The organism is Microcoleus sp. B7-D4 (genome assembly GCF_036705125.1).
Lineage (GTDB): Bacteria > Cyanobacteriota > Cyanobacteriia > Cyanobacteriales > Microcoleaceae > Microcoleus.
The window spans coordinates 35,398-61,817 of sequence record NZ_JAUBTT010000019.1 but is presented as its reverse complement, the minus strand read 5'-3'; the positions used below and the strand labels follow the sequence as shown (position 1 = coordinate 61,817).

Sequence of the window (26,420 nt, the reverse complement as noted above, 5' to 3'; positions counted from 1 at the left end):
CTACATTATCAAAGCAAATAATCAGATTGGCGTGGGGCTGTAAGCGATAACCAAGCTGAAGGCAAGAATATAAGTGCTTGTAGAAAATTCTACGGGCATCGGTTGATACGCCTTGGTTGATATCTGATCTCAACTTATGTATTTGTTAGCAAATGTTAGCAAAAAAGTATCGGTAAATTCCTCAGAGTAATATTACTAGCTAGGGCATCGGTACAGTATTAGGAGTTGACAAAAAAAGAGATGAAAGGCTTGTGAGATGAGGATTACATCTGTTCACAATCTTAAAGCATAGCTTTGAGCAGTGAACAGATGGATGACGAGGCGAACAAACTTCTTACTCACTATCTTGGGGAATAGGTGTTGCGCTCGCGCCCATTTTCCAGCTTCCCATCGCGCTCGCCTTACTTCTCTCCTAACTCGATTTTCGATTTTTTGCTGAAAATCAGTTGATCGCAAAAACCGGGTTTCTCCACAATCCAAAATCTTTTTGGTGAATATCAGACTGGAAAAAACTCGGTTTTTGCCTACATTATCTATTTCTTGAAGTTGAGCGTAGGCGTTTTACAAAGGTCAACACCATATAACTCAGTGGATTTGCCGTCTGAGTATTCGGCGCTGACATCAAAAATACAGCCCGCTTCCGAGCCGCCGTAGTCAGCTTGATCCCAAGAAAAATTTTGCGTTTCCCGATCGGCAATGGGGGACGGTAGCTCGTTTTTTCCCCAATCATTTGTATCGGGAGGGCCGATATAGATGGCTGTCATCGTCTTGCCGCTGTTGTTAATTACCGAAATTTTGATTATCTCAGCGAAAACGCTAGCTGCTGTCAGCGCTAACAGGGGCAGTGACAGCCCCGCAGCGATCGTTACTTTGCTTAACAACTTGTTAATCATTTACCCTCGTACCTCAAGAAGTGTGATATTTATTTAACTTTAGCAGAATACTTTTTTAAACGTCTCCTGCTCAATAGTCCGGACAGTTTTTATATGGCCCAATGGCTTATTCTCGGTTGACTTCGCAGCCCCTGTGGATAATTAAATCAATGTCAGCTCCACCCCGCTCGTTGCATTTAATTGGACTTTATTTATGATCCTTGCGCCGCGTAAGCTTGTAGTCTCGTTCCAAAAACTGTCCGGAGTAGTGCTGCTAAAGTAACACTAATTGAGGCGTATTAGCCACAACTTTATGAAAGCACCCTACAGGCCTGGAACTTAAATTATAAGCTTAGGAATGAGAATTAAATAACTTACACAAGGAAAGTGGGGTGTCCCGCCCGCCCTTTTTGGACGGGCGGGCGGGACACCCCACAATAACAATTACAATTGTAAGTTATTTAATTTGCGAGCCTTAAGCACAATCATCGTATTAATATCCATAATTTATCTTTACAGATTAGAGATTAGAGGAAAAGAAAAATTATTTGTCCGTACATTCCTGCTCCCATAATCTCTCTATTTAGCACTCGGTTGCGGATGCAAACAGTAGTCATTGCAGCCCATAAATGGGGTTTTTCGCTAAATCAAATTGCCGCTGAGTATGATTTAAGTGAAGCTCAAGTGAACGATGTATTCGCTTTTTATGCAGTCCACTGTCAGGAAATAGACGCCTCTATTGTCGCCGAACAAATTATCGAGCCTATCGTTCGTCGGCGGTATTCGCTTGAGGAGTTGGTTGGGGCGATCGCGCCTGAGAATCTTCATAATGAGATTGACAGTGGAGTTGCTGTGGGGAACGAAGTGTGGTGACACAATATTGCTATTTGTATGGTGCGTCGCTGTGAGATTTTCCTGCTAGTTGAAATAGCTACGGGAAGCGACGCACCCGAAGGTATTACTGTAGGGAACGAAGAGAGTTTCCTGTCATACTCACCAAATTGTTTGAATAGTAGTTAACGCTTGAATTTTTGCGTCGCGAGTAACTAACGGAAGACTCAAAGATAAAGCAGTAGCCGCAATAATCCTGTCTGGCATATCAGGAACCGTTGCCCTGTCAATTTGTTGAATAGTTGCCGAGATATTGCGATCCAAAGGTGCTAGCATAATCCCCACATTTGGATCGTCCGCAGCATTTAAAACTCGTGTCAGCACCTCGCCTGCCAAACGCCCTCGCTCAATCAAGTAAGAAATTTCTACAATTGTAATTGCGGAAAAGTAGATAAAATTTCCCTCATTAACCGCTTGCTCTAATGCTGTTAATGCTGCTGGCGACAATCTTGGCAGTTCAAAAATGTACCAAATTAGGGTATGGGTATCTGCTACGACTGAGGGCATCAAACAATATCCCTGGGAAAATTTCCCCACATTTCTTGTCGGGCTTGGGCGATGTCTTCTTCCGTAATATCTACTTTTAAATCAGCACACAACCCTTTGGCACTCTTTAGCGGTCGTTTAGCCATAGTTTTTTGTTGAAGAAATTCAGCAAAATCTAAAACTTCTTGCTGTCGTTCAGGGGGCAATGCCCGCAACTTATCTAAAACTGCTTGCTCTAAATTCATCGTTTATTGCCCTCCGTAATTACTCTAAAATTATCTTCACGCTTTTACTTACCAAATTCAAAAAATGTGCTTGCAACCTACTTACCATATTATAAGGTAAATCCCACAAAAAACTAACGCCTCTTGCATCCTAGTTTGAAATAATATTTTTCGGATTGGAGTGCGATCGCCTCTAATTTTGTAGGTGCGTCGCTATGAGATTTTCCAGCTATTTGAAATAGCTCAAGGCGACGCACCCTACGTTATGGCGATCGCCCCAACCAACCTATCAATCTCCGCCTCAGTTGTAAAATAGTGAACACAAGCCCGCACACAATCAGGATTAAGAATAGTCCTTACCATAATCCCCTGTTTTTCCAACAAATCGACAAGCTTTTTGTGCGGCATCCCATTAGTTAATCGAAACGAAACCAAACCAGCTTCCGGCGCAGATTTTCGCAAACATTCCACATCGGGAAGTTCCGACAAACGCTGCCAGAGATACTTACTCAAACGGCAGATTTCTGCATACCTTTCTTCAATCGTACCCCATTCATGTTGCAGGGCGATCGCACTCCGCAAACCCGCATACAAAGGATAAGCCGAAGTCGCAATTTCATAGCGCTGCGATCCAGGCTTCCACCCAAGAACTTTAGCATTAGCATCCGTCACAATTCCCCGCCAACCGATAAACACCGGATGCAAATCTGCCAAAGCTTCAGCACTCACATAAAGTCCCCCCAAACCTTCCGGGCCGCACCACCATTTGTGACCAGTAAAAGCATAAAAGTCAACCCCTGATTCAATCAAATTTAAAGGCAAAACCCCCACAGACTGAGCCGCATCAACTAACACCCTAACTTTGTGCTTCTTTGCAGACAAATCCTCTTGTCTCCCCCCTTGAATCAGGGAAAAATCCTCTTGCCTATCCCCTTGAATCAGGGAAAACCCCTCTTGTCCCCCCCCTTGGCAAGGGGGGGTTAGGGGGGGTTTTATATCTGTTTCCCCATCCCCTTGAATCAGGGAAAACCCCTCTTGTCCCCCCCCTTGGCAAGGGGGGGTTAGGGGGGGTTCATGACATAATTTCACAATCTCAGCCAGAGGCAAAACTTGGCCAGTATTCCACAAAATGTGACTGATTACCAACAAGCGAGTATTTGGCCGCAAACTATCAGCAATCACCGCCACCGGATCACCCTCATTCAAAGTAGCCGTCAACGGACAAATCGAAACCTCAATGTTGAAACGGCGCTGAAGTTCCATTACACTAGCTACAATGCCGGGGTGTTCGCAATCAGAAAGCAGCAAATGGTCGCCTGCTTTCCAGTCAATGCCCCACAGCGCAATATTGCAGCCGACGGTGACATCTTCAGTTAGGGCAATGGTTTCAGGAGGTACGGTCAACTCAGATGCGATCGCACGTCGCGTCAGCATCGCCTCCTGAACCACCCAAGCCCCCACCTCCCCCGAAAACGGCCCCCCAAGCTGCACCCGTTTGTAAGCCTGATAAATCGCGTCTAAAGCAGGCTCAGGCAGCGGCCCTTGTCCGCCGTAGTTAAAATAAGCTTTATTGGCCAAAGCTGGGAATTGTTGCCGGTGATTGTCCTTTGTCATTTTTTCTGGCGAATTATTGATAGCGTTAATATTGAATAAGTAATGCTGTGAATTTTATACCTTTTGCCTGATACTCTATGCCTTGCGAATACTAAATGTTAATAACTGACAAACTACTACTTTCCTATCAGCGATGCCATCTCCGAGCATTTTTAGATACCTGCGGAGACTGGAAACAACTCGACCCCCCCAGCGACTTTCTGCTGAAACTGATGCGCGACAGCGCCGCATACCAGCAGCAAGCTTTGGAACACGAGACTTACCAACAACCATATTATCCTAGAGGGGATTGGGAAGCCGGCGCGGCCGCTACATTGAGTTTAATGCAGCAAGGGGTCGATCGCATTTACCGAGGAGTTCTGATCCAGGGCGAATTCGGTCAAACCAACGGCGCAACAACTTCTCTGGTAGGAATTGACAGTCAATATTTCCCCGAATTTGGCGAAATCCCCGAAACTCCCGTTCATTTTTCATCCTCCAATCTTCCCTCTTCAAACATTACCCTGATCAGCCGCCCCCATTTATTAATCAAACAGCCGGGACAATCAAAATTTGGCAATTGGAGTTATATTACTGCGGATATTTGGCTTAGCAAGCGACCAAAACAAGAGTATCAAATTATCGCTGCTTTTCACGCCCAAGTTTTAGCTTCCGTACAGGAAACAATGCCCGAGGCTGCGTGGCTGATGCTGCGAAAAAAAGGGTGGTGGCAGGTGAATCTCGACCAGCGAACTCCTCAGATGTTCGAGATTTTAGATGATTGCATTCAGATGATAGAAAATCGGGATAAACCAGAGGTGTTTATTTCCCGGCAAAAGTGCAATCTTTGCGGTTGGTATACTATCTGTCACGCCGAAGCAGAATCTATTAAACATCTTTCCTTATTGCCGGGAGTTACTGCCAGCCGCTATGCTAGACTAAAAACTCTCGAAATTACTGATGTAGAAGCTCTCGCTAATGCTAGTTCCGAACTGCTTGCTGAGTATCCAGAATTCCCGGACAGAGTTGCTTTTGATGTGGTGCAGCAAGCTCGATCGCACTTGCTAAATCAACCGCTGTTGCGGGAAGAAGGAAGTTCGGCAACGGATTTTGTAACGGATGTAACGGATGTCAGTCCGATGGAAGTCGGAAGAGGGAAGAAGGAAGAAGGAAGGCAAGACACGGATTTTGACACGGATACAGGGATTAACGATCGAGAAGAACGTAGAAGTGAGAATTCAGAAGAACTTAACTCATCTGAAATAGTACCAGATATTGTAGACAATATCTTGAATGGCATCGCAGTTGAGGAAATAAAAATTAGAGAAAATAAGCCTGCGACATCTTCTATACCTGCGCCAATCCTCCGCAAGAAACCAATTCCCTATTCCCAATCTGTCTTTTTGCCGATCGCCCCAATCGAACTCTACTTTGATATTGAAGCCGAACCCGAGTTAAACTTAGATTACCTCCACGGAGTCTTAGTTGTTGACAGGTACAACAATACGGAAAAATTCCACGGTTTTTTAGCAGAATCAGCAGCAGAGGAAGGTGCAATCTGGCAGCAATTTTTAGAATTAATGTGGGCTTATCCTATTGCTCCGATTTTCCACTTTTGCGACTACGAAGTCAAGACTTTTAAGCGACTGGCTAAACTTTACAATACTCCCGCTTATTTGTGGAAACCTGTGCTGAAACGGTTTGTAGATATTCACAAACAAGTGACACAAAAGGCGATTATGCCGGTGGAAAGTTACGCACTCAAACCAATTGCCCGCTGGTTGGGTTTTGACTGGCGAGATGCTAAGGCTAATGGTGCTCAGTGCGTCTGCTGGTACGACGATTGGCTCAAAACTGGCGATCGATCGCTCTTGGAGGCGATCGTCCGGTACAATGAGGACGACTGTCGGGCTACATACATAGTTAAAGATTGGTTGACCAATTTTTTGCTGAATCATGAGCCGTGATTTTTAGATGTAATGAACCGCGAAGGCGCGAAGGGCGCGAAAGAAGAAAGGGAAGAAGAAGGTAGTTAAGCTAAAAAATATTCGGTTGGCATTTTGAAAAATATTACACTTCTTGTATTCGGCCTCCTGTAAAATTATTGTGGGGTGGGCATCTTGCCCGCCCCAATATGCAGGCTCAAAGTGAAATAGTTTAATAGCCTACTTATTCATCAAATGCGAAATCTAATAAAAGCAACTATATTTATTTTCTGTTTTTTGATGGCAGCAAGTGTTGCTATTTGGGTAAACCAGTCAGCTCAATCTTTCGCCGTTACGAAAATAAATTTTATCGACCGAGCAATATTTCCTACAGGTTCTCCGTTTCAGGGGACGGAAATTGGCGGACTTTCGGGCATTACTTATGATGCCGAGAAACAAGTTTATTATGCCATTTCTGATGACCGCAGCAGCAAGGCTCCGGCGCGCTTCTATACTCTCAAAATTAACTTGCAATCTGGGAAACTGGAAAAAGAGCAAATTACTTTTACTGGTGTCACTACTTTATTAGATGAAAACGGCAAAGGTTTTCCTGAATTAAGTTTAGATCCGGAAGGGATAGCTTTTACTGGCAATAGCGTGTTTGTTTCTTCTGAGGGAGATGTCGATCGCCAAATAAATCCTTTTATCAAAGAGTTCTCCCTCGATGGTAAACTCCTGAAAACGCTGGCAATTCCTGAACTATTTTTGCCGGATGACAAGGGTACTAAAGGCATCCGCAACAATCTCGCTTTTGAAAGTTTAACTTTAACGCCCGATCGCAAATACCTATTCACCGCTACCGAAAACGCGTTGGTTCAAGATGGCGCTGTACCTTCCCTGGAAACCGGGAGCCCGTGCCGGATTTTGCGCTACGATGCGGTGAGCGGCAATCCAGAAGCGTCGTTTCTCTACATCACCGAACCGCTACCCGCTGGTGCGAATCCTGTGGGAAAATTAACTACTAACGGTTTAGTGGATTTATTGGCGATCGACGATAATCGGTTACTGAGTTTAGAGCGTGCTTTCTCCCTGGAAACCGGCACAACTATCAGAATTTTTGAGATTTCTCTGGAAAAGGGCGATCGTATTGAAGCACTCGAAAGCCTCAAAAGCCGTCTGGGCGAGCTTTCTCCCGCTCAAAAACGCCTGCTGCTGGATTTGGAAACGCTGAAAATTCCCCTAGACAACATTGAGGGGTTGACATTTGGCCCCGCCCTGGCGGATGCTAGCAGAGGTCTGATTTTGGTGAGCGACAACAACTTCAGCCCGTTGCAAGAGACTCAAATTTTGGGCTTCCAAATAAAAGTTCAAAAAACCTCTTGACAAAAGGTGAAGTGATAGGCATAATAGAAATTGTGCCTGAAAAAACGGCAAAACGAGGGACAGTAGTTCAATTGGTTAGAGCACCGCCCTGTCACGGCGGAAGTTGCGGGTTCGAGCCCCGTCTGTCCCGTTCAAAATAGAAAATGTTCAGATTGCTGAAAAAAGCTATCGCAATTTCTTATTGATTATAAATCAATGGGTAGTTGAACATTTCACTACTCAATAAATGGGTAGAGATACGGAAGTCTCTCGATATCATCTCAAATCAGGTGACATCTGGAGACTTTCGGTATGTCATCGGCTTACAGAAACAGCCTTGGACGCATCAAAACCAAAGCAACGGGGTTTTTGGCCGTTGAGGCGGGCTGTAACTAATTATTCTCGCAAAAAAACCCGGTTTCTGGCCGCCCGGGAGTCCACTACTAAGAAAGAGTTGCGGAAACTTGATGTTATATTTTAGTTGTTGGTATATGAATTACCTAAATTTTAGCTACATAACGGGTTGATTAGGAAAATGCTTACCAAAACCCATTTATAGCAATCATTTGCGTAAACGATATTATAGGAGGAGGGAAAATGCGTGACTCAGCCTTCGACGGGTTAGACGAAAAGAGCTTTTTTGACCGGGTACAAGCGAAATTTGTTGAACAAGCACCTGATTTATCCCAATCCCTCAACATTGCGATTATCGGCAAGGTAAGTGCGGGCAAAAGTTCACTCATTAATGCTTTGTTGAAACTGAGCCGAAGAAAAGCTTTAGAAATTGCCAAGGTAGGAGCAGTTTCGGGCGTTACTAAAGATTTAACTATTCTAAAACTTGATGAAAAGGTTTATTTAATTGACTCACCAGGTCTTGATGATGTGCGTGCAGAGAATAGTGAAGTCACCAAGAATTTTTTGAGGCATATTGATGTTGGCATATTTGTAGTAACTGGTTCATCAGATGCTTCACAAAAGAAAAGCCTAGATGACTTGAGGCAGCATTGTGATTCATTTTTTGTCGTTCTTAACAAAATTGATGAGTGGGATGATCTAGATCCAACGGTTGTAGACGATGTAGTCAATCAGTGGAAAAACGATTTAAAGGTAGACAAGATTTATCCAACTTGTACGAAGGGTTACGATCCTAAAAGCCGTAATCCCAAGATGGATATTAGAGGAGTTTTCCCGCTACGCAGTGAGATCGAGGCATTTCTTGAAAAAAAGGGAAAAGACCTGCTGCTGGCAAGACACATGGCTGAAAAGCAGTCTTATGCAGTCAAAATAATTGCGGTAGCTTTGATAGCAGTGGCAGGTCAAGCATTGATTCCGGGCAGCGCAGTATTTATTACCGCAACCCAGGCAGTTGCCATAGGGTCTTTACATTACTTATACACTGGCCAACTTTTGTCTCCTCAAGCTGCGCTTGCTATTTTGCCAACATTTTTAGATGAAACAGTGAGTTCCAGCCTCTTTTTGTTTGTTAAATCCTTTTTTCCACCTACAGGTATTTTTGATGTGGCGGCGGCTGGGGTTGCAGTTATTCTCACTCTTGCAGTATTGGCAACCGTTAATTATATTCTTTCTAGTGATGCTAAGCTTGAGCAGGAAGAGCTTCTACGTTCAAAATTTAGAAGCTACCATAAACAAGCTAAAGATGTGTTGAGGGATTTAGCATTGACTGACATACGCGATCTGCGCGATCTGCCTTCATGGACAGTGCTTGTTAGCAAATTTTTGGGTGGTCTCTAGTTTCCGCCTAGTCCAGCGCGAAGTTGTGGCACTCACTCCACCCCCATCAACGACTCCTAATATTCATTGCCCTTTCCTAGAAATCTCCTCACAAGTTCCGCAAACTATTGGCCTATAATTAAATTTCAATATCGACTCCCAGCAGCCCTCAAAGGTGCGAGGAAATAAAGGGTCGGGCGATCTGATATGTCAAAACCAGGACGATCGGCACGAGTATCGGAATCGCCACTAGCAGTCCCCATTTGCCAAACCTAAGTTTTTGACCGTCCGATTTTAACAGGAAAATCACAGCGGCAATTCCCATAAGTATCCAGAGACCACCGAAACCCATGAAGACTGTATAGCCTGCATCTTGCATTTTTTTTGACCTTTAATAGTAGTCCATCTTTAATGTTAGTTGCAGTCTGTTTCGAGTGACATCTTCTGATAGGTCGATCGAACTTATTAAATATTACTCATTTCGAGTTGGGTTGGCAGCGGCCCTGACTTTCGCACTCGATCCGCTGAGTTCGATCGCTCATAATAGTTGCTAAATCCGGCCTTCCCGTCAGCTTCAGCCGCCAGTCTGCCCAAATTCCGTACAGCCAATTGGCGATCGCCCCGATCGCTGGTAACTTAGTCACAGCATAAACCCAGCCCATACCTAAAATCTCGTAGGTGCGACGAAAAACCTCCACATTTTTAATTGCCGTACCGTCGGGTAACACCGCGTGAATCCGACCCATCGCCGTTTCGTAGTCGATTCCGCCGTGGGCCTCCGGGTTGTAGCCATCATCCGCGATATCCACAAACGACACTAAATCTCGCCCCGCGTCCTGTTTTTTCAAGAAATTAACCTCCCGCACGCACAGAGGACATTCACCGTCGTACAGCAACTCAATCTGCCAAGCAGGCGCAACAGACTCTGGTGAGGGCGCAACAGATTCGGAAAACTCGGTTTTAGTAGCAGACATAGGGAAATATATTTTAATGTCGTCGATCGCACACAAACATTTTACAAGCATCAATAGTTATCAGGTGCGGCTTGGGTAGTCCTAAAGCAGTTATTTGTGGTGTGAAAAATAGTCCCAAAGGTGAATCCTGTCTTGGCCGCCCGCAAGCTATTATCATCAAGATGCCCTCTCCTGCCTTGCCGGAGACTTTACGCCCGATCGCCCGATAGTCGAATATCCAACAATTCGAGGCAAAGCACCGGCCAAGCACAACTGTTAATTCGGCAACAAAATATAATAAAATTTAAAGTCTTAAACATCAGCTATTCCCCCAACCAGCAAATCGCCCCCAATCTAAAAGCAAAAATCTACATGAATGTCAGAGTCCGTCTAGCCCCCAGTCCCACCGGAAACCTACACATCGGTACCGCCAGAACCGCCGTATTCAACTGGCTGTTTGCCCGCAACCAAGGCGGCAAATTCATCCTGCGGGTAGAAGACACAGACGTAGAACGTTCTAAAAGCGAATACACCGATAACATCCTCGAAGGACTCACCTGGCTGGGTATGAACTGGGACGAAGGCCCGAGTTTTCAGTCACAGCGTCTGGAAATATACCGCCAAGCAGTCCAAACCCTTCTCGACAATGGACTCGCCTACCGCTGCTACACCACGTCGGAAGAACTCGACGAAATGCGGGAAGCACAAAAAGCCAACAAACAAGCCCCCCGCTACGACAACCGGCACCGCAACTTGACAAGCAAAGAGCGCGCAGCTTTTGAAGGCGAAGGGCGACAAGCTGTGATTCGGTTTATCATCGACGACGATCGCACGATCGCTTGGAACGACATGGTGCGCGACACCGTAACCTGGAAAGGTAGCGACCTCGGCGGCGATATGGTGATTGCCCGTGCATCCAGCGGCGGCGTCATCGGCCAACCCCTCTACAACCTCGCAGTAGTTGTCGATGACATCGACATGGGCATCACCCACGTCATTCGTGGCGAAGATCACATCGGTAATACTCCGAAACAAATATTGCTCTACGAAGCTTTGGGCGCGACAATCCCAGAATTTGCCCACACGCCGCTGATTTTAAACTCCCAAGGACAAAAGCTTTCTAAACGCGACGGCGTAACCTCGATTTCTGACTTCAAAGATATGGGCTACCTGCCCGAAGCTTTAGTTAATTACATGACTTTGCTCGGTTGGACTCCGCCGGATTCAACGCAGGAAATATTTACACTGTCGGAAGCAGCAGAATTATTTACATTCTATCGAGTCAACAAAGCCGGTGCAAAATTTGATTGGGATAAACTCAATTGGCTAAACAGTCAATACCTGCACAAAATGCCAGTGCCGCAATTGACAGATTTGCTGATACCTTATTGGTGGCAGAAAGGCGGTTATGAGTTTGACTTGGAGGCCGATCGCCCCTGGCTCGAACAAATAGCTGCTTTAATCGGCCCGAGTCTCGTTCGCTTAACCGACGCTGTGGATATGTGTAAGGTATTCTTCTCCACCACGGTGGAATACGAAGAAGAAGCACTCGCACAATTGCAGCAAACAGGGGCTGCACAGGCTTTACAAGCAGTTGTAGAAGCGATGGAAAGTCATTCATCCCTGACATCAGCGGAAGCTCAGAAAATCACTAAAAAGCTCAGTAAAGAGAAAAATCTTAACAAAGGGCTAATTATGCGATCGCTCAGAGCCGCTCTGACAGGTGCAATGCACGGCCCCGACCTGATAGAATCTTGGGTAATCCTTCACCAGCGAGGAACGGCTAAAACCCGTTTGCTTGATGCCATTAGCAACTTGAATTTGCCGGCTGTTGGTGTCGCGGACGAAACTTCTACCCCAGAACAACCAAAGGCAGAAACAGTCGCCGAAACTTCTGCTACAGAACAGTCAGCAGCGGAGGTTTCAAAAGTCGAAACACCGACTATTGAAACAATCGAAACCCCGGTTGTTGAACCATCAGCAGCAGAGGTTTCAGAAGTCGAAAAACTTGCGATCGAAACAGTCGAAACGCCGACTGTCGAACCAGCAGTGGAAGTTACAGCAGTCGAAATACCGACTTCAGAAACAGGCGAAGTGTCGGCTCTTGAACCAACCGACGGGGAGGTTGCAGCAGTCGAAATACCGGCTCTTGAAACAGTCGCAGCAGCAGTTGAAATACCTGCCGCCAACCAGCAAACAACTATTGCGAGTGGAGAAATGACTTCATCAAACGAACCAGAAACAACCGTTATCATCACCGAAATTCCTGCCGGAAATGAAGCAGACAGTTCAAGCGGTACAACAAAAGTCATAATTACCGAAGAACCGCCGAGTCAGGGCCAGCAGATCAAAGAACAAATTATCTCAATTTTGTCCGAGTTTCCCGCTTACATTGGCAGCTTTTACGAGCAGTACAAAAGTCCCCTGACTGTTATCGGTGTAATTGTAGCCTCGATTGTCTCTTTGAAAGTGCTTTTGGGCGTAATAGACGAACTCAACGACATCCCCCTGCTAGCACCCACATTCGAGCTAATTGGTATCGGATACACCGTGTGGTTTGTCTACCGCTATTTGCTGCGATCGTCCAACCGGCAACAATTAGGTCAAGAAATTCAAGCCTTGAAAGAACAAGTTTTCGGCAAAAAGTCCTAAAATTTTGCTGGTAATTTGTTGAATTTGTGCCCGACATTGATAACTTTAAATAAGTTGTTAGTGTCGGGTTTTTAAATCAGGGCTGTTTCATTCTTTTGTAGGGGCAAACCCCCCGTGGTTGCCCCGATCGCTGAAATGCCCAATTTATCGTGTCTGGGCCTGGGCGGGCACGGGGGCACCGCCCCTACAAAATCCTGGTTTTTCTGAGAATGAAACCGCCCTGGTTTTTAAATGACTAATAACTAATGACTAATGACTGTTGACTAATGACTGTTGACTAATGACTGATGACTAATGACTACTGACTACTGACTACTGACTAATGACTAATGACTAATGACTAATGACTAATGACTAATCACTAAACCCCAGTCGCAGTAAAAGCCGCCCAATAATAAGGATTAGCAAAAGGATAGGGTTTGCGGTTGCGAATTTGCTGCAAAGAAGCCTCCGCAATCAGGCGCGAACTTTGAGAAAGCCGCTCGAACATTTGCGAAATTTGAGGTTGAAAATCCGCCAGCAACACCTCCAATTCCTCGCTAGTCAAATCCCGCAGCCACCTTTGAGCGTCCCCCAGCGCGATCGCCACATCTCCCACCTGCAACCGAGAAAACCGTCCCAGATTTTCATAAAACTTGCTCGTCAGCAGCAGCGTAGAAACATCGTTAACCTTCCAAAGACTGCTAACCACACTAGACGTGCCAGCATACAACAAACCCGCCGACAAACCCACAAAATCTCCTCCAGCACCGCTAACTCCGCCAGCGGCAATTTCGCAACCCGATAAAGTAACTAAAAAATATTGCCGAAAATCCAGATTAAAAATTTCCTCCAAACTCAGAGAATCATTCCTCAAAAACACTGCGGATTTCAGTGGCCAAGCCAAATTAAGCAAACTCAAACAAGCAAAGTGAGCGCATTTTTTATGCGGCAACTGCCCTATTTGCTGGGGCGAATTCCCATTATTAGCAGACATTTCTGGGGAAAAAGCCTCTTTAATTGCCGGCTTATGGCGCACAACTTCTGTACTGGCAAAATACTGGGAAATAGTGCCGATTTCAATGTTGCTGTAGAACGCATCTCTGGTGAAAGTTGGAATTGCCAAAAGCTGCTGCAAACCGGGTTTGTACCGACCAATAGCCGCTCCGTGTGCACTTTGTCTCAACAGCAATAGCTGACAGCTAGGAGCATAGCGAATTCCTCCGGGAAATCGATCGATCAAATAAGCAGCAGGCGCTGCAACGTCGCCAAAAGACGAACTTTGAGAAAAATCCGAAAGGCTGTAGGTTTCCACATCAAAACCGCTGCGATCGCTCCACCCAGACCTAAAAATTCCCCCACCATCCTCAAACCCGTCTCTCCCCGCCAAAGGCAAAGCGTGGAGTGGCAAAGCGTGCAAAAATCGGTGCGGCACAAAAATCAGCCGATCGCAATTGTCGGGAATCAGCGCCACCACTCGATCGATTTCCAGCATCGTAGCCAAGCGTTTGAGGCGAGTCGGGAGATGATTGATCCAGCGACCTTTTTGTTCAGAATAAGCGGTGAGGTACTCCTGGCCCCAACTTTCGGCAGCCAAAGCATTTTCCGACGAACACAGGTGAACGGCGGGATATTGTGCACTCTTTACCACCACAAAAGCAACCAGCAACTCCCCCAAACTCGCCCACACCACAGCAGCGCAATTGTCATCAGGCAACAATTGGCGAATTTGCTCGAAAGCGATCGGTTCAACTTTGTGAGCTAGGCTGAAGAAAGGATCGTTTGCCTGCACCTCCCGTGCAATCAACCTATCAAACTGCTTCCACAATTGATTTAAGTGCATGAAGTCCGAGTTCGACAGCAGAGAACCGCTGTTCAAACCTGGGCTATCGCCCTCAGAAATCAAAGTCGTGTTGGGATCAGGTTCTCCCTCTTCTTGGTGCTGCTGTTCCCCCGCTATTTCCAGTTGCAGCGACTCCAACTCGCTTCGCACCCCTGCGGGAATTTCGGCTTTCGGAGTCAAGTGGCATTTAACCAGCAGTTCTACCAAATTCCGATTTTTGTGGCGTTCGGCGTATTCCAGAGCCTTAGCGTAATATTCAGGTTGGGTGGCGCCGAGTTCCAGGCAAACTTGCACCAGGCATTTATAGAGTGCAGCCCAGGTGCGGGTTAATTTGACTTTTGCGGTACTCGTCTGTGAAGCGTAGCTATCCCGTAGGGAATCGCCAAAATCAACTGTATCAACCCCAACTTCGCAACGCAAAAATTCCACAGTATCGACAGCAGCAGTAAAAACCCCGTAAGCGCGAAGCAAGTCGCCTCGAACTCGGTAAGCTTGACCCAAATAAAATAAAATTTCAGCCCAGCGGTGAGGATAGGTTTCGCGAGTGTAGACTTGACAGGCACTGTGATAGCAGCCGATCGCGCTTTCCATGTGCGACAAGTTTTCCGCCTCCGTCAGTTGCGAATAAGCCCTACCGAGATAAATTTGCAGCATTGCCCAGCGGTTGGGATATGCCTGCCTGGTGTAGACTTCGCCCGCATTTTGATAGCAGGCGATCGCGCTTTTGAGGTTGCGGTTTTTTTCCCCTTTCAGGTGTTCGCAGAAAGCGCGGCCGAGGTAGGCACACAGCATTGCCCAGCGTTCTGGAGTTTTTTGGCGGTTGCAAAACAGCAAAGCATTTTGATAGCAGGCGATCGCCATTTCCATATTTTCGGCTTTTTCCCCTTTCACCCGCCGACTGTAGATCCTACCGAGGTAAGTTTGGATCGAAGCCCAGACTTCTGGAAATTTGATGCGGGTGTAGACTTGTAAAGCATTTTGATAGCAGGCGAGCGCCATTTCCAAATTTTCCACCGGATCGCCTTTGATGCGATCGACAAACACCCGGCCCAAGTTCCTTTGAGTCGTCGCCCACTGCAGCGGAAAAGCTTCCCGAGTCCGCACCTGCAAAGCTCTCTGATAGCACGTAACCGCGTATTCGAGATTTTCAGCTCGGTTGCCCTGCAGCAACTCGCAGTAAGCATTTGCCAAATTATTTTGAGTGGTGGCCCAACGCCGGGGAAACACCTTGCGGTTGTAGACTTGCAAAGCATTGTGGTAGCAAGCGACGGCCAGTTCCAGATTTTGGGATCGGTTGCCCTGCAGCCGGCGGCTGTAAGCACGGCCGAGATTGTTTTGAGTGCTCGCCCACTCTTGCCCGAAAGCCTCGCGGCTGCGAACTCGCAGCGCGTTTTGATAGCAGGAGATCGCGTGTTCTAGATTGTCTGCCGGATCTCCCCGGAGACGCTCGCTGTAAGCGTTGCCCAGATTATTTTGCAGCGTCGCCCACTGTTCCGGGTACTGTTCGGGCGTGCGTACTTGTAGGGCATTTTCAAAGCAAGCGATGGCCTGTTCGATATTTTGAGCCTTATCACCTCTGGGGCGATCGGTGTAAGCGTTGCCCAGATTGTTTTGCATCACCGCCCATTCTTGGGGAAAGTCTTTGCGGGTAAACACCTTAGCAACTGTTTCGTAACCGGCAATTTCGATTTCCAAGTTATGAGCCTTGCTGCCGAGGGGAAACCGCCCAATTTTGTTGCTCAGATTGCCGATTAAGGCTGCAATGCGCCTAGTCTCTGATTCTTTGGCAGCAGAGAACACCAAATTGGCCCAGTGGCGCAGCAGTTCTGCGAAATTCTGGTCGAGTTTGTCTAAATTGTTTCTCAGCAGCGAGTACAGGTGCTGCGAATCAGCGTCGCGCGCGACTGCTTGCAATACTTCTGCTAAAAAAGCCAGATATGCTGCTCCCGTTGCAGGCAATTTATAATTCCCCTTTGCAGATTCTAAGGGTGCGATCGCCCTTTGGAAAAATTTTGCAGCTTTGAGCAAGCTTTCTCGCGTCAGTGCCACTTCTTCTAAATAAAGCGTTTGCACGAACTCAAAGTCGATCGACTTTGGGTTCGTCCTCAAAATCAAATCTATTCCTGAGTCCCCAGGATTTTCCAGCAGCGCTTGGAGCATATTAACATCTGTTTTGCGACGCTGTTCGTCCATCGTGCATTCCGCCAAACTATTAACCATAGGAGCGCTGCTTCCCTGCAACCAAGTGAACTACCCACCCCTAAATCGTAGTACCGAATATAGTAGGGGCTTCTGTACTCATAGGCGAGTGCCTTAGCGGAGACTTTCGTCCCAGCTTTGGTCTTACCTCGCATCCTAAAGCAGAAACGGCTGAACCTTCCGCCTTTAGTATTTTGATACCTTCTGCTTTCATCTTTATCGCTGCGTTCCCCTCCCGATCATGGTCAGTAGCACAGTGAGGACAAGTCCATTCCCTCATATCTAAGGGCATCTCGGTCATTTTATCGAAACAATTAGAACAGAGTTTGGAACTGGAAACCCCTCTATCAATCTCGACTAAGTTTCCGCTTTTGCGTTCCCACTTGTAGGCTAAGAAGTTTGTAAAACTTTCCCAAACCTCCTCTGATATTGCTTTCGCCAACTTGGAATTGCGAATTATGTCCCAGAAATGAAATTTTTCTACTATGACCGCGAGGCGATCGCTGACCAACTTATAACTAAGTTTATGTAGAAGAAAGTCTTGCCACGAATTCCTCAACCGTTCGCATACCTTGGTCACAGCTTTTATATATTTGTATTCAGAATTACTTTTTTTCTGCAAGTCTGTTAACTTTTGCTGCTTGCGCTTCAAGTTCTTCTCGTGCTTGGCCAAATGCTTAGCATTAAAGTCATATTTAGATTTTTTTTCATCATCGGGGACAATAGCAAAGTATTTCACTTCTAAATCAATGCCCGCAATCCTACCTTTTTTTGTTGTCTGGTTTTCAGCTTGAATTTCAGTCAGTATAGATGCAAGATATTTCCCTGAATATTTTTTACTAATAATTGAATTAGGAATTTTACCCTCACTTAATCTATATCTATTTATTTGGGGCTTCGTTATTTCGCTATACCGGAAAATTCTAGTATCCGCTACCCATGTGACGGTTTGAGGATACTGAAATGACTGTTTTTTCTCTTGAGATGGGAACTTATAAAAACCAGCCAATCTATCAAAAAAAAATTTGTAGGCAGTGGTTAAATTGAGCGTAGTTAATTCCCAAAATTTGCTGTAAAACTCACCTAACCCTCCACTTTTATCGATTTTTTTGAGAGTCGGTAAAAGTGTGTTGAACCCGAAGCAGCCACGTCCTTTACCAGTTTTTTTATAAACTTCAATTGATTTATTTAGACCATAATTAGACCACCAACGCGCCCACCCCAAAGTTGAAGCTACTTGTATTTGTTGATTTTGGGTAGGATACAAACGAACTTGGATAGCCTTGTGTAGCAATCAACATCACCTCCTTGGTTCTTCTATTCTCTCACAATATACAGTTGATTATCAAAGCATTACGAAAAAATTTTGTGACGAAGATTACATATTTTCTCTCTTGAAAGCGATAAGCAAAATTACTTGAGGATGCAATCGTCCTCACCTGCCCTTCCCACTATAACGGTACTCGGTTTAGTGGGAAGGGGGCGAAATAGTTAAACCAGGATTCACCAGTCCCAACAGATACGCAGATAGCGAAACTAGCACCTACGATCGCTAATAGTATGATTTTGCGCGTGCCTCTTGAGTAAAATCGCGGTTAAAGGCGCTGTCACCCTGTGGGGGCGGGTTTCACAGGCCTTTATAAAATTGACAAACCCGCCCCGACAGACTTGCAGCGGGACGGGTTTACTTTTACCCTTATGGGACTTAGGCTAAGAAACCCCGTTTCTGGGAAACTCTTGGGTTTAGTAACGAGAAATCTCGAAAGAAACCCGGTTTCTGAGGAAGAGTGTGTCTTGGACTAAGTGAGTTATCTAGGATATGGCGCGAGTTGCAGCGCTACAGCTAACAAAAATCAACTCAGTAAATTTTACTGTACCGCTTGAGAGCGCAAGGCTGATTCCACTGCCTGCAGAGCTCGATCGACTTCAGCAGCAGTGACAATCAGCGGCGGGACAAATCTCAGCACTTTCGGCCCTGCGGGAACCAACAAAACTCCTGCGGCGATCGCAGATTTGACAATATCAGCGGATGTAAGTTCGATGTCAGCTTGCAATTCCATCCCGACAATCAAACCCCAACCGCGCACCTCAGCAATTAAATGCGGATATTCAGCCGCCAACTTGTTGAGGCCTGCTTTCAACTGTTCCCCGCGCTGCTGCACGTTTTCTAGAAGGTTTTCCCGTTCCAAAGTTTGGCACACACACAAAGCTACAGCGCAAGCAAAAGGATTGCCGCCGAATGTGCTGGCGTGACTTCCCGGTTCAAATACATCGCAGGAAGATTTGCACAGCATAGCGCCGATCGGGATACCGCCGCCCAATCCTTTGGCAGACGTAAAAATATCCGGTTCAATGCCGAGGTTTTCGTAGCCCCAGTATTTGCCGCTGCGTCCCATCCCGACTTGCACTTCGTCGAGAATTAGCAAAATGCCTTTTTCGTCGCAAATTTCCCGAATTCGCTGGAAGTAGGCGAGATCTCCGGGGCGAACTCCGCCTTCGCCTTGCAGCGCTTCCAGCATAATTGCAGCTACTTGGCGTTCGTCTTTGTCGAGTTGCTCGATCGCCGTTTCGATCGCACTAATATCGTTATAAGGCACATAGTGAAATCCCGGCACCAAGGGGCTAAAACCCTTCTGGTATTTAGGCTGTCCCGTTGCCGTAATTGTCGCCAAAGTCCGCCCGTGGAAACTCGCAACGGCGGTAATGATTGTCGGATTCGAGATATTTAATTTTTCGTGGGCGTATTTGCGGGCGAGTTTAATTGCCGCTTCATTAGCTTCCGCGCCGGAGTTGCAAAAGAAGGCTCTGTCCGCGCAAGAATGGTCTACAAGCCACTTCGCCAGCTCGCCCTGTACGGGGATGTAATAAAGGTTAGAAACGTGGTGTAGGGTCTGAATTTGCTGAGTTACCGCTGCAACCATTGCCGGGTGGGCGTGTCCCAGAGTGCAGGTAGCAATACCGGCCACAAAATCGAGATATTCGCGGCCCTCGGTATCCCAAACGCGGCAGCCGAGGCCCCGTTCTAGGGCGATCGCAAAACGCCCGTAAGTCGTCATTACATAGGTGTCGAAGCTCTCAGAACTGAAGGGACTGGCTTCGGCTTGCACGCTTGGTTCTTTTAATAAGGTTTCTGGACTCACGAATCGCTCCTTAACACATAATATGTAAACCTCGATTGTACGGTAAAAATCCAGGTTAGCGGTGCAGGCTGTTAGTTTTGTCATAAAATCATAACAGTAACATCCATTAATCCCTCACAAATCTACTGATGAGTTATTACATTTCTCCTAACTTTCTCGATAAAGTTGCGGTGCACGTCACTAAGAACTTTTTAAATTTGCCCGGGGTAAGAGTTCCCCTAATTTTGGGAATTCACGGCCGCAAAGGAGAAGGCAAAACTTTTCAAACCGAACTGGTTTTTCGGCGGATGGGCTTTGAACCGGTGATGATATCTGGTGGGGAATTAGAAAGCCCGGATGCAGGAGATCCGGCGCGTTTAATTCGCTTGCGCTACCGGGAAGCTGCGGAGCAAATTAGGGTGCGGGGCGAGATGTGCGCCATCTTTATTAACGATTTGGATGCTGGTGCTGGCAGGTTTGATACTACTACTCAATATACTGTCAATACTCAGATGGTCAATGCGACTCTGATGAATATTGCTGACAATCCAACTAACGTGCAGTTACCGGGAAGTTATGACAGTACGCCGCTGCACCGAGTGCCGATTATTGTCACCGGAAATGATTTTTCTACGCTGTACGCGCCGCTGATTCGCGACGGGCGGATGGAAAAGTTTTATTGGGAACCCAGCCGGGATGATAAAATTGGCATTGTTGGGGGAATTTTTGAGTCGGACAAGTTGTCAAAAACCGATATTGTGGCGTTAGTCGATAATTTTGCAGATCAGGCGATCGACTTTTTTAGTGCTCTGCGATCGCGCATTTATGACGAACAAATCCGCGAATTCATTCACAAAGTAGGAATCGAGCGAGTTTCCAAGCGTTTGGTAAATACTTTGGAAGCAGCGCCCGATTTCCATAACCCGAATTTCAGCCTCGCTCATTTATTAGAAATGGGCAGTTTGATGGTTGGTCAACAAAAGCGGATTCAGGAAATGCGCTTAGTAGATGAATACAACCAATCGCGCCTGTTTAACGTTCAAGGAACGCCCAATGCCCCTGCTGCTGCGCCCACGCAAAGTCAATTAAACGACCCCTCCTCGAAATATTATAAGGCTTACGAGGAGCCAAGTTCTGAAGTGGGTAACGGTCATGCGGCGCGGCTGAGTTCCGAGGTATTGGAACAAGTAAAGCAGTTGTTAGCAAGAGGCTGCAAAATTGGCATGGAATATGCAGATAATCGCCGATTTAAAACTGGTTCTTGGCAAAGTTGCGCGACGATTAAAACTGAACAAGAAAAAGATGTGGTTGCATCTTTAGAAACTTGTTTGGCGGAACACGGCGGCGAATACGTGCGGCTGATTGGTATCGATCCAAAAGTCAAGCGACGGGTAGTTGAAACAATTATTCAGCGGCCGCAGGGTTAAAGTTAAAGCAGTCCGCCAGGGAATGAATTCCCTGTCTAATAGCTAAAGTCCTCTGAAGAGGACTAATGAGTTTAAAAATTTTTATTCTCATATCATGTCCGGTCGAGCGATAGCGATTTTTGTAGGGGCGGGTTCACCAACAATACCTGCCAATAATTGACCATCTCAAAAACCCGCCCCGACCGGGATATTATGGTTAATCGATCGGACATGATATAATGAGTTTAAAAATTTTTATTCTCAGTCCTCTTTAGAGGACTTTAGCTTTGAGGCAGGGGTTTCAACCCCTGTCGGACTGTCGGACTATCGGTTTAACGTTAAGTTGACACCAATGAACACTGTTGTGTCCCTACAGGCAATATCTTCTTACTCTCGCCGTAGACTACAGGACAGACAGAGATTATGCAAACCAGCGGCGAATTAATTCAACTTGGAAACGGTAGCCCTCACTAACTTCCTCAATCAATTCGCGTTGCAAAAGTAAATTGAGAGCATCGAATTTATTGGAAAAGTGTTGCAAAATAGTTGATCGGCTGACTATTGCCCCTTCTCCTTGTGCTGCCAAAAACTGCAAAATAGCTAATCCTGCTGCATCTGCTTGATTGCTTTGAATATCGGCAAAAAAGAAACTGCCAACACTTAAAGCCTCTGGTATTGCTGCTTCTACATCGGCTAAAGTTGCTAGTCGGCGGATAGATGGATCTTGCTCGTTTTTTAGTGCGATAATTTCAGCGCAGAGGAGTTGTATTAGGAAAGGGTGACAGCGGGTGAGTTGCAAGACTCGCTCAACCGCATTGAGTTCGTAACGCAGGGTAAAATCTTTGACTGGTTGCTCAATTAGTTGACGCGCTTCGGGTTGTTTCAGGTAGCTGATATGAACGACTTGGACATTGATTAAATAGCTAGCCCAACGCTGAAATTCTTCTATTGTATGGGAACCAGCTAGCAGCACTTTGAAGCGGGGACGATGTTGAATCAGGTGACGCAACATTCCCAGAACATCCTCCCGATCAAAGCGTCCTTTTGTGATGGCATTATCTAGCGCCTCGAATTCATCGAAGGCAAGCAGGGCAATATTTTGTTGTAGGGCTTCTTCTACTTCGTCCAGCCATTCATCAAAGCGGGTGAAAGGGTCATCTTGCAGTGTTTCGCGCTTAAGAGATGGGAGAGTGAAGGCACTTTGGCGCTGGGCTGAGTTTGCCATACTCCGGGCGATATTGTAGAGAAAACCAGCATAATCACTCGCTGATGAAACTGGCCCTTGTAAGTCTACAAACATGGGAATGATAGTGCTGGGTAGCAAGCGTCCCAAATTGTTGAGGAGGGATGTTTTGCCCATGCGCCGCTGTCCGTAGAGTAGCAAGGGAAGGCGGCGGCGGTCTAGCAGTAATTGCTCGATGCGCGTACTGATGTAAGTTCCACTTAAGTCAACGGGTTTGACAAAGATTTCCTGTTGTTCTGTCAGGGGTACGCCGATTATATAAGGGTTGTCGATTTCTTGTCGCAGTTCGACAACTTCTGCTAGTTCCCGCACATAGTCAGTGACAATTTCATACCAACTGGTAGCAATGGGGCGAAAGCGTACTGCATATTTGTCACCACTGCGGGTCAATTCTCGAATTAAACTGTTTAATTTTTCTGCTACTGCACTGAGGGCTAAACGCTGGTTGTAAGGACTTTGCTGGTTGAGGGCTGCATCTACGTCTTGGCTGATATAACTGAAGCTATTCAGTAGGGCGCTGACTGGACTGTTTAATTCGCCGATCGATATACTGTGGTGAGCGTTACTTATGGTTGTTACGTCTGCACAAATTTCTAGCCTTTGTACATCCTGTTTAATCTTTGTGAGCCGATCGGACGATCGCCGATAGCTAGTATATCCCAAAAATATAAGTAAAAATGCACAAATGAGTGCAAATATATAAAACATTAAAATATGAGCGAGCAATAAATTAATGCAGCTCGCTAAAATTGGTGTGTTACATTTGCGTTAGGGAAAAAGAGAATAGAGTGCCCAGTACGGTTAGACTCTGGACACCCACGCTCCCCCTGAACATTACCCTGGAGCTACCGTTCAGAAGCCTTGATCAAACTTTTGAAGGAAAACTCGATGAGTATTTTTTATCGACTACTCTTGGCTGTTGCTTTGATGGCCTGCGCCATATTGAATGACGTACCTTTTAATGATCCAGTCGTGTTTCCCGTTATCATCCAATTACTCATGCCTATGGAGGACAGGAGCAAGGGCAAGGATGAGGACAAGCATGAATAGCAACAGTGTGAATCGTTGAACTACTTTTTTTAATCAAGAACAGCTAAGTAAGGTGACAACTTACTTGGCTTTTTTGTTTTAAACGACTATATCGCTTTAAACGAATACAGTCTGTTTACGTCAACTGTTTACGTCAACTGTTTACGTCAACTGTTTACGTCTATACATATCTGTATAGTACATTAAGACGTGATTGAGTTAAAGGTTGAGCAAAGTTGATTTATGGCTGACTTATGGATGATTTAGGAGTGACTTTTGGTAAACAATTAAATGCTTGCATAAATTAGCTCGCCCAAGACCGATTACCAGCCCCCCACAGGCAAGATCCCGTTTCAAATTTAAGGGCAAATTAGTTTTCATGGCATTTACCTTTTAAAAATCAGCGAATGGCTCTATGTGTTGTAAACCTTCTTCACGCCAATTATCCTCAGTTTCCCCATCTTCCAGGCTAAATAATCGTTCTCGACAAAGGATTTGCAGCGGCAGAGGCCAGCATTTACTTTGATTCAAAATCCACTCGACATCCTCATCAGGAAAAGGCATGGGCGAACTGGCTATCAACTCCCGCGCTTCGGCTGCAGTCATAGCTCCCAGAGTTGTGGTATATCCAAAGATATTGAAAAAAGGCGAACTATGTCCGGTGCTACGCGCTAATTCCATTGGTGATTCAGAAGTTGCCAAAACAAACCCTAAATTTCCATTTGTTTGGTTAGTCGCCAAAGAGCGCAAACTCTCCCAAAACCCATCATCTAATTCGGGACAGCGTTGCAATCCTGCGCCAATTTCATCTAATAGGATGACTGTAGGCTGACGTAAATTACTGCTAACCACATCCATAAATTTATCTAAATCGCAAGGGTTAGGTACTGACATTTTTAGGGATTCTAAAATGTAGCGCAGCAGCCCTTCCCGACTCTGCCGTCGCGCATCTTGAAAATCTACGAAAATCCAACGATAGTTTTCTGGATGGGGCAACCAGTCAGATTTTTGACCGGGACGCAACTGTTCTGTTGGGGTGGTGGTAATATTTTTTAAGTAGTGCAGCAAAGAAGTCTTGCCACTGCGCCTCTTGCCGATAATGGCAGCATTTTGCAGGGGACGGCGTTTCAGTAAGTCGAATAGGCGTTTTAGTTCTTTCTGCCGCCCGAAAAAGTGATGCGGATGGGTGATGGGAGTTCCAGTGATGAAAGCTGAGGTTTCCTCGAAGATAGGCTTAGGGATAGTTTCGTCTATATGTACGATATTTCTCCACTCATACCCCAATCTCCCGCTAATTTCCTCAAAATTTCTATAATCAACAGGTTTACCCGTCAGAAAGCTCTTGACGGTGGATAGGGAAATTTCTAATTCTTCAGCCAAAGCCTTCTGAGTCGGAAAGCCGTTGCGTCCTAAAGCCGATTTGACTTGTTCGATACACCCTGGAGAAACTTTGAGCGATCGCCCCATGATGCCTTTAGAGAAAATTACTAATTTAGATTATAGGTTCGATCTCAACTACAAGTCAACTCGCTCAACCTTTTTGCTCAACCCTGAACTCACGTTAAATTTAGAGAACGATGGTCGATCGTCCTCTGATGATTCTTCCAAGATCGCTCGTCGTTGGGAGATGATTCAAGATAGTTGGCGTTAAGCTCGTTTTAGTTCTAACGCAACTTTTGGATTCATCATCACCAGCGCTTTAGTCAATATTTTAGGCATCGGACTGTTGTTTTCTGGAAAAGTCACAGAAGGCTCAGTTGCCACCGCTGGCGGATTAACATCAAATATTGTGAGCGTTGGGTTACTCAAGTTTACAAAAGAAACGAACGACAGACTCGATCGCCTAGCCAAAGAATTCAAAGACGACAATTAAACAAAAATAGTTAAAGTAGGGTGCGCCTTCCGCACCTGACAAATTCAACTAACACGCACCTGACAAATTCAAGTTAAATTATGCAAAAATTTATCAAAAGTTGCCCGATCGCACATAGCACCTTGAGCACCCACTTTAGTCGTGCACAGAGCGCCCGCTGCTGCGCCCCACCGCACCGCCTCCGACAAGGACAGACCGGCATCTAATGCAGAGGCTAACCCGCCGTTAAAAGCATCGCCAGCAGCCACAGTGTCGATCGCCTCCACAGCAAAAGCCGGTACAAAAAAGGTTTCATCCGCCGTAACAGCAACAGCCCCGCGATCGCCCAACTTGACAATAACATTCTTGACCCCACGATCCTGCAAGTGTTTGGCAGCTACAATCGCTGTTTCGGTGTCATTCACCCGAAAACCGACTAACTGGCCCGCTTCCACTTCATTCGGCGTGATAATGTCAATTAGCGGATAAAGTTCGATCGGCAAATCCGCCCTAGCCGGTGCTGGATCGAGAATAACTCGCACCCCGGCTTGACGAGCAGCTTTCGCAGCTTTTTGGACAATTTCCAGGGGAATTTCTAACTGTAACAGCAAAGATGTAGCTGCTGTTAAAAGTTTTTTGAGACGTTCTATCTCGGCTTCACCGACATTGTTATTCGCGCCCGGAATCACAATAATATTATTTTGACCTGTCTCGTCTACCGCGATAATTGCCACTCCTGAATGAGTGTTTTGGTCTATTAATACATTGTCGGTACTTAAACCATAAGATTGTAAATTTGTCAATAATTCTTCAGCAAATTTATCGTTGCCGACGCGACCGATGATGTGGGTGGAAGTGCCGAGACGGGCGGCGGCGACGGCTTGATTTGCTCCTTTGCCACCGCCGGCCGTGAAAAAATTGCTACCGATGATAGTTTCGCCTGGTTGCGGCAACCGGGGAGTTTTTGCTGCTAGGTCGATGTTGATACTACCGAATACGATAATGGTCATAATTTAAATTGGGAATTGGGCATTGGGCATGGGGCATTGGGCATGGGGCAT

The 26,420-nt window shown here is 46.1% G+C and carries 19 protein-coding genes, 1 tRNA gene and 2 pseudogenes; 10 read left to right on the top strand and 12 right to left on the bottom strand.

Going from position 1 to position 26,420, the window contains the following annotated elements; translation table 11 throughout:
• Positions 1–533: 533 nt before the first annotated feature.
• Positions 534–893 (bottom strand): hypothetical protein, encoded by a 360-nt coding sequence (locus QUB12_RS10330; RefSeq protein ID WP_190744682.1) that lies wholly within the window; start codon positions 891–893, stop codon positions 534–536.
• A gap of 579 nt (positions 894–1,472) precedes the next feature.
• On the opposite strand from QUB12_RS10330, the gene QUB12_RS10325 reads away from it, so the two are divergent.
• Entirely contained in the window at positions 1,473–1,745 is a 273-nt protein-coding gene (locus QUB12_RS10325; protein WP_333141639.1) for a hypothetical protein, read from the top strand.
• Between the two features lie 120 nt (positions 1,746–1,865).
• Here the strand turns inward: QUB12_RS10325 and QUB12_RS10320 are convergent, their stop codons facing one another.
• The 3 genes from QUB12_RS10320 to QUB12_RS10310 form a co-directional block, all read right to left on the bottom strand.
• Positions 1,866–2,270, bottom strand: a complete 405-nt coding sequence (locus tag QUB12_RS10320) for a type II toxin-antitoxin system VapC family toxin (protein ID WP_333141637.1) — start codon at positions 2,268–2,270, stop codon at positions 1,866–1,868.
• Positions 2,270–2,494 (bottom strand): DUF2281 domain-containing protein, encoded by a 225-nt coding sequence (locus QUB12_RS10315; RefSeq protein WP_333141635.1) that lies wholly within the window; start codon positions 2,492–2,494, stop codon positions 2,270–2,272. The genes QUB12_RS10320 and QUB12_RS10315 overlap by 1 nt, the downstream gene beginning before the upstream one ends.
• A gap of 237 nt (positions 2,495–2,731) precedes the next feature.
• Positions 2,732–4,087, bottom strand: a complete 1,356-nt coding sequence (locus QUB12_RS10310) for an aminotransferase class V-fold PLP-dependent enzyme (protein ID WP_333306640.1) — start codon at positions 4,085–4,087, stop codon at positions 2,732–2,734.
• 95 nt (positions 4,088–4,182) lie between these two features.
• Between QUB12_RS10310 and QUB12_RS10305 the strand changes: the two genes are divergently transcribed.
• The 4 genes from QUB12_RS10305 to QUB12_RS10290 all read left to right on the top strand — a co-directional run bounded on the left by QUB12_RS10305 (position 4,183) and on the right by QUB12_RS10290 (position 9,105).
• Complete coding sequence (locus QUB12_RS10305; RefSeq protein ID WP_333306638.1) at positions 4,183–6,033, top strand: TM0106 family RecB-like putative nuclease; 1,851 nt, start codon at positions 4,183–4,185, stop codon at positions 6,031–6,033.
• A 258-nt stretch (positions 6,034–6,291) separates the two neighbouring features.
• Positions 6,292–7,374, top strand: a complete 1,083-nt coding sequence (locus tag QUB12_RS10300; protein WP_333306636.1) for an esterase-like activity of phytase family protein — start codon at positions 6,292–6,294, stop codon at positions 7,372–7,374.
• Between the two features lie 56 nt (positions 7,375–7,430).
• A tRNA-Asp gene (locus QUB12_RS10295) sits at positions 7,431–7,504 on the top strand.
• A gap of 446 nt (positions 7,505–7,950) precedes the next feature.
• Entirely contained in the window at positions 7,951–9,105 is a 1,155-nt protein-coding gene (locus tag QUB12_RS10290) for a GTPase (protein WP_333306634.1), read from the top strand.
• Between the two features lie 148 nt (positions 9,106–9,253).
• On the opposite strand, the gene QUB12_RS10285 is transcribed toward QUB12_RS10290, so the two are convergent.
• Both QUB12_RS10285 and QUB12_RS10280 read right to left on the bottom strand, forming a co-directional pair.
• Positions 9,254–9,463: a hypothetical protein gene (locus QUB12_RS10285; protein ID WP_190735803.1), complete on the bottom strand. Its 210-nt coding sequence runs from the start codon at positions 9,461–9,463 to the stop codon at positions 9,254–9,256.
• A gap of 97 nt (positions 9,464–9,560) precedes the next feature.
• Entirely contained in the window at positions 9,561–10,109 is a 549-nt protein-coding gene (locus QUB12_RS10280) for a DUF393 domain-containing protein (RefSeq protein WP_333306632.1), read from the bottom strand.
• A gap of 300 nt (positions 10,110–10,409) precedes the next feature.
• Here QUB12_RS10280 and gltX point away from each other — a divergent pair.
• Positions 10,410–11,852 (top strand): annotated as a pseudogene (gene gltX, locus QUB12_RS10275) (glutamate--tRNA ligase); the annotation flags it as partial.
• A gap of 402 nt (positions 11,853–12,254) precedes the next feature.
• Positions 12,255–12,689: a CAAD domain-containing protein gene (locus tag QUB12_RS10270; RefSeq protein WP_333141683.1), complete on the top strand. Its 435-nt coding sequence runs from the start codon at positions 12,255–12,257 to the stop codon at positions 12,687–12,689.
• Between the two features lie 361 nt (positions 12,690–13,050).
• On the opposite strand, the gene QUB12_RS10265 is transcribed toward QUB12_RS10270, so the two are convergent.
• From QUB12_RS10265 to QUB12_RS10255, 3 genes are all read right to left on the bottom strand, one after another.
• Positions 13,051–16,731: a CHAT domain-containing tetratricopeptide repeat protein gene (locus QUB12_RS10265; protein WP_333306630.1), complete on the bottom strand. Its 3,681-nt coding sequence runs from the start codon at positions 16,729–16,731 to the stop codon at positions 13,051–13,053.
• Between the two features lie 40 nt (positions 16,732–16,771).
• Positions 16,772–18,004 (bottom strand): RNA-guided endonuclease TnpB family protein, encoded by a 1,233-nt coding sequence (locus tag QUB12_RS10260; RefSeq protein WP_333141617.1) that lies wholly within the window; start codon positions 18,002–18,004, stop codon positions 16,772–16,774.
• Between the two features lie 574 nt (positions 18,005–18,578).
• Positions 18,579–19,850, bottom strand: a complete 1,272-nt coding sequence (locus QUB12_RS10255) for an aspartate aminotransferase family protein (RefSeq protein ID WP_333306628.1) — start codon at positions 19,848–19,850, stop codon at positions 18,579–18,581.
• Between the two features lie 128 nt (positions 19,851–19,978).
• Between QUB12_RS10255 and QUB12_RS10250 the strand changes: the two genes are divergently transcribed.
• Positions 19,979–21,256 (top strand): ribulose bisphosphate carboxylase small subunit, encoded by a 1,278-nt coding sequence (locus tag QUB12_RS10250; RefSeq protein WP_333141612.1) that lies wholly within the window; start codon positions 19,979–19,981, stop codon positions 21,254–21,256.
• A 400-nt stretch (positions 21,257–21,656) separates the two neighbouring features.
• Here QUB12_RS10250 and QUB12_RS10245 read toward each other — a convergent pair whose 3' ends face one another.
• Positions 21,657–23,186: an AAA family ATPase gene (locus tag QUB12_RS10245; RefSeq protein ID WP_333306626.1), complete on the bottom strand. Its 1,530-nt coding sequence runs from the start codon at positions 23,184–23,186 to the stop codon at positions 21,657–21,659.
• A 714-nt stretch (positions 23,187–23,900) separates the two neighbouring features.
• The gene (locus QUB12_RS10240) at positions 23,901–24,974 is read right to left on the bottom strand and encodes an ATP-binding protein (RefSeq protein ID WP_333141608.1); all 1,074 of its coding nucleotides are present in this window, start codon (positions 24,972–24,974) and stop codon (positions 23,901–23,903) included.
• On the opposite strand from QUB12_RS10240, the gene QUB12_RS10235 reads away from it, so the two are divergent.
• Together QUB12_RS10235 and QUB12_RS37550 are read left to right on the top strand one after the other, a co-directional pair.
• Positions 24,973–25,158, top strand: coding sequence for a hypothetical protein (locus tag QUB12_RS10235; RefSeq protein WP_333141606.1), 186 nt, complete (start codon positions 24,973–24,975; stop codon positions 25,156–25,158). The two genes, QUB12_RS10240 and QUB12_RS10235, sit on opposite strands and share 2 nt — an antisense overlap.
• A gap of 12 nt (positions 25,159–25,170) precedes the next feature.
• A pseudogene (locus QUB12_RS37550) lies at positions 25,171–25,380 on the top strand (TRADD-N-associated membrane domain-containing protein); the annotation flags it as partial.
• A gap of 68 nt (positions 25,381–25,448) precedes the next feature.
• Here the strand turns inward: QUB12_RS37550 and rbsK are convergent.
• On the bottom strand, positions 25,449–26,369 hold the full coding sequence (gene rbsK, locus QUB12_RS10230; protein ID WP_333306624.1) for a ribokinase: 921 nt from the start codon (positions 26,367–26,369) through the stop codon (positions 25,449–25,451).
• Between the last annotated feature and the right edge of the window lie 51 nt (positions 26,370–26,420).

Coding starts and splice junctions, on each gene's coding strand:
- QUB12_RS10290 (WP_333306634.1), top strand. CDS start 7,951: ATGCGTGACTCAGCCTTCGACGGGTTAGACGAAAAGAGCTTTTTTGAC.
- QUB12_RS10240 (WP_333141608.1), bottom strand. CDS start 24,974: ATGGGGCGATCGCTCAAAGTTTCTCCAGGGTGTATCGAACAAGTCAAA.
- QUB12_RS10250 (WP_333141612.1), top strand. CDS start 19,979: ATGAGTTATTACATTTCTCCTAACTTTCTCGATAAAGTTGCGGTGCAC.
- QUB12_RS10310 (WP_333306640.1), bottom strand. CDS start 4,087: ATGACAAAGGACAATCACCGGCAACAATTCCCAGCTTTGGCCAATAAA.
- QUB12_RS10320 (WP_333141637.1), bottom strand. CDS start 2,270: ATGCCCTCAGTCGTAGCAGATACCCATACCCTAATTTGGTACATTTTT.
- rbsK (WP_333306624.1), bottom strand. CDS start 26,369: ATGACCATTATCGTATTCGGTAGTATCAACATCGACCTAGCAGCAAAA.
- QUB12_RS10300 (WP_333306636.1), top strand. CDS start 6,292: ATGGCAGCAAGTGTTGCTATTTGGGTAAACCAGTCAGCTCAATCTTTC.
- QUB12_RS10270 (WP_333141683.1), top strand. CDS start 12,255: ATGACTTCATCAAACGAACCAGAAACAACCGTTATCATCACCGAAATT.
- QUB12_RS10280 (WP_333306632.1), bottom strand. CDS start 10,109: ATGCTTGTAAAATGTTTGTGTGCGATCGACGACATTAAAATATATTTC.
- QUB12_RS10245 (WP_333306626.1), bottom strand. CDS start 23,186: ATGTTTTATATATTTGCACTCATTTGTGCATTTTTACTTATATTTTTG.
- QUB12_RS10265 (WP_333306630.1), bottom strand. CDS start 16,731: ATGGTTAATAGTTTGGCGGAATGCACGATGGACGAACAGCGTCGCAAA.
- QUB12_RS10330 (WP_190744682.1), bottom strand. CDS start 893: ATGATTAACAAGTTGTTAAGCAAAGTAACGATCGCTGCGGGGCTGTCA.
- QUB12_RS10305 (WP_333306638.1), top strand. CDS start 4,183: ATGTTAATAACTGACAAACTACTACTTTCCTATCAGCGATGCCATCTC.
- QUB12_RS10315 (WP_333141635.1), bottom strand. CDS start 2,494: ATGAATTTAGAGCAAGCAGTTTTAGATAAGTTGCGGGCATTGCCCCCT.
- QUB12_RS10285 (WP_190735803.1), bottom strand. CDS start 9,463: ATGCAAGATGCAGGCTATACAGTCTTCATGGGTTTCGGTGGTCTCTGG.
- QUB12_RS10325 (WP_333141639.1), top strand. CDS start 1,473: ATGCAAACAGTAGTCATTGCAGCCCATAAATGGGGTTTTTCGCTAAAT.
- QUB12_RS10235 (WP_333141606.1), top strand. CDS start 24,973: ATGATGCCTTTAGAGAAAATTACTAATTTAGATTATAGGTTCGATCTC.